The sequence below is a fragment of the Burkholderia sp. USMB20 genome, assembly GCF_000949135.2.
Lineage (GTDB): Bacteria > Pseudomonadota > Gammaproteobacteria > Burkholderiales > Burkholderiaceae > Burkholderia.
In genome coordinates this window covers 120,482-129,019 of record NZ_JTAN02000008.1, presented here as the reverse complement: position 1 = coordinate 129,019, position 8,538 = coordinate 120,482, and the positions used below count along the sequence as shown (strand labels likewise).

The window sequence follows — 8,538 nt, the reverse complement described above, 5'->3', positions numbered from 1 at the left end:
GCGCGCTCGTCAGCGCACCTTCCTGCGCCGCGCTCAGATTGGCGATCTGCGCCGTCGTCAGTGCCGCGACCTGCGTCGGCTTCAGCGCCGCGAAGGCGGCCGTCGTCAGCGCGTTCACCTGGTCGGTCGTCAGCGCCGCCACTTGCGCCGTCGTCAGCGCGCCCGCCTGCGCGGTCGTCAGCGCCTTGACCTGATCGGTCGTCAGGTTCTGCACCTGCGTCGTCGTCAGCGCGACGATCTGGGGCGTTTTCAGCGCCGCGATGTTCGCCGTCGACAGCGCCGTGACTTGCGCCGTCGACAGCGCCGTTACGTCAGCGGCCGTCAGCGCCGCGGCCTGCGCGGTCGTCAGCGCCTTGACCTGATCGGTCGTCAGGCCGTTCTGCACCTGACTCGTCGTCAGCGCGGCCACCTGCGCGGTCGTCAATGCACCTTCCTGCGCCGCGCTCAGATTGGTGATCTGCGTCGTCGTCAGCGCCGCGACCTGCGTCGGCTTGAGCGCCGCGAACGCGGCCGTCGTCAGCGCGTTCACCTGGTCCGTCGTCAGCGCCGCCACTTGCGCCGTCGTCAACGACTGCGCCTGCGCGGTCGTCAGCGCCTTGACCTGATCGGTCGTCAGGTTCTGCACCTGGGCCGTCGTCAGCGCCACAATCTGGCCCGTCTTCAGCGCCGCCACGGCGGACGTCGTCAGTGCGGTCGCTTGCGCGGTGGACAACGCCGTCACGTCGGCCGCAGTCAGCGCCGCGGCTTGCGCGGTCGTCAGCGCCTTGACCTGATCGGTCGTCAAGCCGTTTTTCACCTGCGCGGTCGTCAATGCCGCGACCTGGGCGGTCGTCAGCGCGCCTTCCTGCGCCGCGCTCAGGTTGGTGATCTGCGTCGTCGTCAGTGCCGCCACCTGCGTCGGCTTCAGCGCGGCGAATGCGGCCGTCGTCAGTGCGTTCACCTGGTCCGTGCTCAGCGCCGCGATCTGCGCCGTCGTCATGGCCGACGCCTGCGCCGTCGTCAGCGCCTTGACCTGATCGGTCGACAGGCCGTTCTGCACCTGCGCCGTCGTCAGCGCGGCGATTTGCGTGCTCGTCAGCGCCGCAGCCTGAGCGGTCGTCAGGTTCTGCACCTGGGCCGTCGTCAGCGCCGCAATCTGAGTCGCTTTCAACGCGACCACATCGGCCGTCGTCAGCGCGCTCGACTGCGCCGTCGTCAGCGCGGCGACCTGCGCCGTCGTCAACGCCGCGGCCTGCGCCGTCGTCAGCGCCTTGACCTGGTCGGTCGTCAGGCCGTTCTGCACCTGATTCGTCGTCAGCGCCGCCACCTGCGCGCTCGTCAGCGCACCTTCCTGCGCCGCGCTCAGATTGGCGATCTGCGCCGTCGTCAGTGCCGCGACCTGCGTCGGCTTCAGCGCCGCGAACGCGGCCGTCGTCAGCGCATTCACCTGATCGGTCGTCAGCGCCGCCACTTGCGCCGTCGTCAGCGAGGCCGCCTGCGCAGTCGTCAGCGCCTTGACCTGATCGGTCGTCAGTTTCTGCACCTGCGTCGTCGTCAACGCAGCGACCTGGTTCGTCTTCAGCGCCGCGACATCGGCCGTCGTCAGCGCCGTGACTTGCGCCGTCGTCAGCACCGCGACGTCGGCCGTCGACAAGGCAGCGGCCTGCGCCGTCGTCAGCGCGTGAATCTGGTCCGTCGTGAGGCCGTTCTGTGCCTGGCTGGTCGTCAGCGCCGCCACTTGGGCGCTCGACAGCGCACCGGCCTGGGGCGCGCTCAGCTTCGAGAGTTGATCGGACGTGAGTGCTGCAATCTGGTTCGTCTTGAGCGCGGCAATGTCCGCCGTATTCAGCGAGCCGAGCTGGTCGGAGCTGAGAATCGCGACAGCCGTCGTGCTGAGGCTGACGACTGCCGACGTGGTCAGCGCAGCCACCGAGTCGGTCGTCAATGCCTTGACCTGGTCGGTCGTCATTGCACCGATGTCGGTCCCAGTAAGCGCGTGCGCCTGCGTCGTCGTAAGCGCCGCGATTTGCGCCGTAGACATGCCGGTTACGATCGAAGTCATGCTTCATCCTTTCCAAGTTCGTTGTTCAGAAGCGGCATGCCCGAGACTGGCCCCCCGTCAGCCGACGCTTTACTTTGATTTGGCCCTATCCTGCACCCGACTGATTAACGACCATGGAGCGACAAACTTTAGATAGATCGGGCGATCGATCGCATGTCACCGGGACATGCGCGAGACGCTGCCGATGCAGCGGCAGGACTTGAATGCGTTCTGAAAGATTTCACGAGCGCGTGACGGCCATTTCGCATCCGGTGTCGGCGGGTGGCTGCGTGCGCAGGCTTGTGTTGAAGTGAAGCGGCGGAAGCGTCTGGATCGCTCGCGCACGGGCTAGCGGCGCGGCGCAAGCTGCCGTATCAGTGACTCGCGCGCTGTCGATGCCCGAGCCAACCGGCGCGCGTTGCCCTCACGTTGCCGTGGTCAGGCACGCGAGATGAACGATCAAAAAAAGGAAATCGATACGAAGAATGCTCGATCAGGCTTGGCGCGCCCGGCTGGGATCGAACCAGCAACCCCTGCCTTCGGAGGGCAGTACTCTATCCATTGAGCTACGGGCGCATATGACAGTGACGACAGTGAAACGACCCCAATAAACTGGCCGCCCACCATTGACAAGACCGCAAGGATACCCGGTTTCCCAAAACGCGTCCACCTTGCCCGCCGAAACCCCGTCAGGCCCGCAATTCGTGCGGGTAAACACGCGCCTTCGCGCCGCTCGCCGTGATGTAAACGTTCCGTCTATAATCGTCCGGACTCATTGGATCGCCAGCCATTTTGCCGTTGCACCGCGCTCACAATTCCTAATCACGGAGACGAGGCAAGCATGAGCGAAGCACCCCACGAATCTCCCGTCAAAACCCCCGGGCAGCTGATTGCCGTCGTCATCGCCTCATTCGCGATTCCGATCGCCCTGATCGTCCTGTTTGCCACTTATGCCAACCATGCGTTCCGTTCGGGCGCGGGCACGGATGCGCTATCCGACGAACAGGTCGCCGCGCGGATCGCACCGCTCGCGAAAGTCGACGTGAAGGACGCCAATGCGCCCCGCACGTACAAGACCGGCGAGGAAGTCTACAAGGCCGTGTGCGTGACCTGTCACGGCACGGGCGCCGCGGGCGCGCCGAAGTTCGGCAACAAGGACGACTGGGCACCGCGCATCTCGCAGGGCTTCGACACGCTGCTGAAAACGGCGCTGTCGGGCAAGGGCGCGATGCCGCCGCGCGGCGGCACGAGCCCCGACGACGTCAGCGACTATGAAATCGCGCGTGCGATCGTCTACATGGCGAACAACGACGGCGCGAACTTCCCCGAGCCAGCTGCCCCGGCCGCCAACGCGGCCCCGGCGGCGAGCGGCGCGGCGGGTGCGGCAGGCGCTTCGGGCGCCGATGCATCGAACGCGCAGGCCGCCGCTGCAATGGCCGCGATCGCCGCGATTCCGAAGGCCGGCGAAAAGCCCGCGGCCGCGCCGGCCAGCGCCGACGCCGCCTCCGCCGGCAAGGCGCTGTACACGCAGGTCTGCCAGGCGTGCCACGCGGCCGGCGTGCTCGGCGCGCCGAAGTTCGGCAGCAAGGAAGACTGGGCGCCGCGCCTGAAGGACTCGATGGATACCGTCTACAACTACGCGCTGCACGGCAAGGGCGCGATGCCGCCGAAGGGCGGGGCGAACGCGTCCGACGCCGACGTGAAGGCGGCCGTCGACTACATGGTCAACGCGTCGAAGTAACGCCTGCCGGCCAGAAAAAACCCCCGCGGCGCACACGCGTCGCGGGGGTTTCGTTTATCCGGATCGCCGGGGCGTCCGTGCGCCGAAGCGCACCGCCTCACTTCTGCAACAGCGCCTTCAGGCTCGCGAGCCGGTCCTTCGGCGTCATCGGCGCTTCCTCCGGCGTCGGCGGCGGCGCTTCGTCGAGCCCCATCTCGGGAATGAAGCGCGACGGCTCGCACACGACCGTCTCGCGCGCCCGCTTGCGCTTCTTGCACCAGTTCAGGTGCAGGCTGCGCTGCGCGCGCGTGATCGCGACGTACATCAGCCGGCGCTCCTCCTCGATCCGCTCGTTGTCGATCGGGCCGTCGTCCTCGCTGCCGCCGCGGTGCGGCATGATGCCCTCCTCGACGCCGACCAGGAACACGTGCGGATACTCGAGCCCCTTCGACGCATGGACGGTCGACAGCCGCACGGCGTCCGGATCCTCGTCCTTGCCTTCGAGCATCGACATCAGCGCGACGGTCTGGATCAGGCCGAGCAGGTTCTTGCCGGTATCCGCAAGCCCGTCCGCGTTGTGGAAGCCGTCGGCCTCGCCGTCGACGGGCTCCGTCTCGGGCTTGGTGCCCTTGCGCTTCAGCCATTCGAGGAATTCGAGCACGTTCTGCCACTTCGACTGCGCCTGCCGCTCGTCGAACGCGTCGTACAGGTAGGCCTCGTAGTGAATGGCCTCCATCATGTCGTCGAGCACGACGGTCGCGGGCTCCTTGTCCGCGCGATCGGTCAGGCGCTGGATGAAGTCGCAGAACATCCTGAGCGGCTCGACCTGCCGCGCGGACAGCCGCGCCTCGATCCCGCCCATGTACACGGCCTCGAACAGCGACACCTTCGCCTGGCCCGCGAACGAGCCGAGCGCCTCGAGCGTCGTGTTGCCGATGCCGCGGCGCGGCGTCGTGACCGCGCGGATGAACGCGGGATCGTCGTCGGCGTTCGCAATCAGCCGCAGGTACGCGCACAGATCCTTGATCTCGGCCTTGTCGAAGAACGACTGGCCGCCCGACAGCACGTATGGAATCCGCTCGCGCCGCAGCACCTGCTCGAAGATCCGCGCCTGGAAGTTGCCGCGATACAGGATCGCGTAGTCGCGGAACTGCGCGCGCCGCTCGAACTTGTGCGCGGACAGCCGGAACACGACCGATTCGGCCTCATGCTCCTCGTCGTTGCACGGCGTGACGGTGATCGAGTCGCCCATCCCGTGCTCGGACCACAGCTTCTTCTCGAACAGCTTCGGGTTGTTCGCGATCACGTTGTTGGCAGCGGTCAGGATCCGCACCGTCGACCGGTAGTTCTGCTCGAGCTTGATCACGTGCAGCTTCGGGAAATCCTTGCCGAGCTGCGCGAGGTTCTCGAGCGTAGCGCCGCGCCAGCCGTAGATCGCCTGGTCGTCGTCGCCCACCGCCGTGAACGCGGCGCGCGGGCCGGCGAGCAGCTTCAGCAGCTCGTACTGGCACGCGTTGGTGTCCTGGTATTCGTCGATCAGCAGGTAGCGCAGCTTGTTCTGCCAGCGGTCGCGCACCTGCTCGTTCTTCGCGAACAGCTCGGCCGGCAGGCGGATCAGGTCGTCGAAGTCGACCGCCTGGTACGCATGCAGCGTCGCGACGTAGTTGCGGTAGACCAGCGCCGCCTGGTGCTCGTCCTCGTTGGCCGCGATCGTCATCGCCTCCTCGGGCATGATCAGGCCGTTCTTCCACAGCGAGATGGTGCTCTGGATCTTGCGGATCAGGCCCTTGTCGGTGGTGCCGATCTGCTCCTGGATCATCCCGAAGCAGTCGTCCGAATCCATGATCGAGAACTGCGGCTTCAGGCCGACGTGCTCGGCCTCCTGGCGCAGGATCTGCACGCCGAGCGAGTGGAACGTACACACGGTGAGCTGGTTGACGGGCACCTTGCGGCCTTCCTTGCCGGGCGTGGTGAGCGTCTTGCCCTCGAGCAGCTTCGACACGCGCTCGCGCATTTCGGCGGCGGCCTTGTTCGTGAACGTGACGGCCGCGATGTGGCGCGGCTCGAAGCCTTTCGCTTCGATCAGGTGCGCGATCTTCTGCGTGATCACGCGGGTCTTGCCGCTGCCCGCGCCGGCGAGCACGAGGCAGGGACCGTCGAGGTAGCGCACCGCTTCGTTCTGAGCGGAGTTGAGGCCTGCGGACATGATGGCGGATGATGTTGCGGTTGACGGCGAACGCCGGGAGGATGCCGCGCGCGACGGGCCTGGAATGCAGGCGGACACGCGGGGCAGGACGCGCATGTTAACACGTCGGCGACGCGCTTTTCGGGAGCGCCGCCGGACGGGGCCGGGCGGGCAGGCGGTCGTTTCTCGGGCGGGCGTGTGCCGGTTTTTCGTGCGGGCAAGCTGCCGTTTCGCCTTCTTGTCGGGTTCTTTATCCAGTCCTCGCCGATCCTTGTCCGGACGGCCAATCCGGCCCCATCCACGGCCCGATCGGTCACAATGGGCGGCCGTCGCGGTGGGAAGCCCGCGGCGGGACGCGCCCCAACGCCGCCCGCGGGGTCGATGCGCGCAGCGCCCGGCGGTCCGACGCATATTGCGGGCTGCGGCCGCGCACATGCCGTGTCCTGCCGGGCATTTTGCCGAGCGCGTCGGTGTGCGCCGCCGCGCCATGCCAAAATAGCCGGTCGTCCTCGCGCCCCAGCGGCGCGCCCTCTTTTCGTTTCGTACGCAGCCAGGGATTGCCATGTCGTCATTGCTCAGGATTGGTTTGATGGGTTTCGGTTTCGCCGGCGCGACGTTCCACGCGCCCGTGATCGCCACGAGCGGCCGCACCGAGGTCGCCGCGATCGCGACGGGGCAACCCGATCGCGCGCGCGCCGCCTTTCCGGGCGCCCGCATCGTCCCCGATCTCGACACGCTGCTCGGCCTCGACGATATCGACTGCGTGGTGATCGCCACGCCGAACGACACGCACTTCGCGCTCGCGCGCCAGGTGCTCCAGGCCGGCCGCCACGTCGTCGTCGACAAGCCCGTCACGCTCACGGCCGACGAAGCGCTCGCGCTCGCGCGGCTCGCGAATGCGCGCAGCCGCCTGTTCGCGCCGTTCCACAACCGCCGCTGGGACGGCGACTTCCTCACCGTGCGCCGCATCGTCGAATCCGGCGAACTCGGCCGGCTCACCTATTTCGCGTCGCACTTCGACCGCTTCCGCCCGACGCCGCGCACGCGCTGGCGCGAGGAGCCCGCGCGCGGCGGCGGCCTGCTGCTCGATCTCGGCCCGCACCTGATCGATCAGGCGCTCGCGTTGTTCGGGCTGCCGGAAACGGTCAGCGCCACGGTCAAGACACGCCGCGACAACGGTACGGCGCCCGATTTCGTGCACCTGCTGCTCGGCTATCCGGACAAGGACGTCGCGCTGCACGCGAGCGCGCTGTCGGCGATCGAGCCCGCGCGCTTCACGCTGCACGGCACGCGCGGCAGCTACCAGAAGTTCGGGCTCGACACGCAGGAAGACCAGTTGAAGGCCGGCCTCACGCCGGATCACGTCGAGTTCGGCGGCGGCAACCCGCCCGGCGTGCTGCGCGTGCTCGACGGCGAGGTCGAGGTCGAGCGGCCGGTGCCGACGCTCGACGGGCAGTACGCGGAGTTCTATCGCGCGCTCGCCGCGTCGGTCCACGACGGCGCGCCGTTCCCGGTCACGCCGCAGGACGCCGTCGACGTGATGACGATCATCGAGCTCGCCGCGCAGAGCGAGCACGAAGGCCGCCGGGTACCGTTCGTGCGTCGCACCGTCTGACGGCCGCCGGCCGGGTCGTCGCCCCGGCCGCAGCCGCCACCTCGCGCCGCGCCGCCCCCGGCTGCGCGCCCCCGTCTGCCGCCACGGCGCCACGATCCCGAACATTCCGTTACAAATGGTGCGGGAACGAAAGTCAGCGGTCGTCCGGTCTGACGCGTTTCTCAAAAAGTCGATCCGACACCAAACCGTCAGGAGAATGTGATGCAACGGTTGATTCGCGCAGCGGCATGCTGCGTCCTGGTTTCCTCGCTCGCGGCCTGCGTCGTGCAGCCGCAGCGGCCGGCCCGACAGGCGCCCCCGCCCCCGCCGCGGCCGAATCCGCAGGTCGTCGCGAACGATCGCCTGCAGGAGGTCCAGGGCCGGATCGACAACCTGCACCGCCGCATCGACGCGCGCGTGAACGGCGGCTACTACCCGCCGCCGTACGGCGCGCAGCTGCACCACCGCCTCGACGTGATCCGCCAGGAAGCGAACGACATGTCGGGCCAGCACAACGGCGGCCTGTCCGGCGACGAGCAGCGCGTGCTGAACCAGGAACTCGACACGGCCGCGCGCGCGATCGGCGAGTGATCCCGGCCATGCCGGCGCCCGCCGGTGCCGGCAGAAGCGGCGGCGCCGCACGCCGCCGCTTGTCGCGAAGCGACATTCTTTTGCTCAAATTGACAATGCCCACCCGCTCGCGTACAGTCGCCCGCACGCGTCGGGAGAGCGTGTGACCGCGTAGTAGCAACGCCGGTCGCGCCGCCGAAGGGGCACACCCGCAAACTCTCAGGCAAAAGGACCGACCGCGTCGGGGAATCCCGTCCGCGCATTGCGCGGGCCGCACTCCCCGCACTCTGGAGAGCGGCAGTAGCCCGCAGCACATTGGCTGCGCGGGCAGGCTGCCCACCGAAGGGGCGCGCGTTCGCCGGCTCGTGGCCGCGGCGCAATCTCTCAGGTATCGAGGACAGAGGGGCATGTACCGGATCGTTTCGCAGGCCCCAAGGCCGCGACGGTCG

The 8,538-nt window shown here is 68.0% G+C and carries 5 protein-coding genes, 1 tRNA gene and 2 riboswitches; of the genes, 3 read left to right on the top strand and 3 right to left on the bottom strand.

Going from position 1 to position 8,538, the window contains the following annotated elements; all coding sequences use genetic code 11:
- Together PL79_RS11110 and PL79_RS11105 are read right to left on the bottom strand one after the other, a co-directional pair.
- A partial coding sequence (locus PL79_RS11110; RefSeq protein ID WP_442861536.1) for a beta strand repeat-containing protein occupies positions 1–2,041 on the bottom strand: 2,041 nt, incomplete at its 3' end.
- 479 nt (positions 2,042–2,520) lie between these two features.
- Positions 2,521–2,596, bottom strand: a tRNA-Arg gene (locus tag PL79_RS11105).
- 265 nt (positions 2,597–2,861) lie between these two features.
- Between PL79_RS11105 and PL79_RS11100 the strand changes: the two genes are divergently transcribed.
- Positions 2,862–3,761, top strand: coding sequence for a c-type cytochrome (locus tag PL79_RS11100; RefSeq protein WP_044848369.1), 900 nt, complete (start codon positions 2,862–2,864; stop codon positions 3,759–3,761).
- Positions 3,762–3,858: 97 nt separating this feature from the next.
- Here the strand turns inward: PL79_RS11100 and PL79_RS11095 are convergent, their stop codons facing one another.
- Positions 3,859–5,946, bottom strand: coding sequence for a UvrD-helicase domain-containing protein (locus PL79_RS11095; protein WP_044848370.1), 2,088 nt, complete (start codon positions 5,944–5,946; stop codon positions 3,859–3,861).
- A 541-nt stretch (positions 5,947–6,487) separates the two neighbouring features.
- Here PL79_RS11095 and PL79_RS11090 point away from each other — a divergent pair.
- Positions 6,488–7,540: an oxidoreductase gene (locus PL79_RS11090; protein ID WP_044848371.1), complete on the top strand. Its 1,053-nt coding sequence runs from the start codon at positions 6,488–6,490 to the stop codon at positions 7,538–7,540.
- Positions 7,541–7,741: 201 nt separating this feature from the next.
- Complete coding sequence (locus PL79_RS11085) at positions 7,742–8,110, top strand: hypothetical protein (protein ID WP_044848372.1); 369 nt, start codon at positions 7,742–7,744, stop codon at positions 8,108–8,110.
- A 121-nt stretch (positions 8,111–8,231) separates the two neighbouring features.
- A riboswitch (glycine riboswitch) is annotated at positions 8,232–8,334 on the top strand.
- A gap of 32 nt (positions 8,335–8,366) precedes the next feature.
- Positions 8,367–8,500: riboswitch (glycine riboswitch) on the top strand.
- Positions 8,501–8,538: the final 38 nt, after the last annotated feature.

Coding starts and splice junctions, on each gene's coding strand:
- PL79_RS11100 (WP_044848369.1), top strand. CDS start 2,862: ATGAGCGAAGCACCCCACGAATCTCCCGTCAAAACCCCCGGGCAGCTG.
- PL79_RS11095 (WP_044848370.1), bottom strand. CDS start 5,946: ATGTCCGCAGGCCTCAACTCCGCTCAGAACGAAGCGGTGCGCTACCTC.
- PL79_RS11085 (WP_044848372.1), top strand. CDS start 7,742: ATGCAACGGTTGATTCGCGCAGCGGCATGCTGCGTCCTGGTTTCCTCG.
- PL79_RS11090 (WP_044848371.1), top strand. CDS start 6,488: ATGTCGTCATTGCTCAGGATTGGTTTGATGGGTTTCGGTTTCGCCGGC.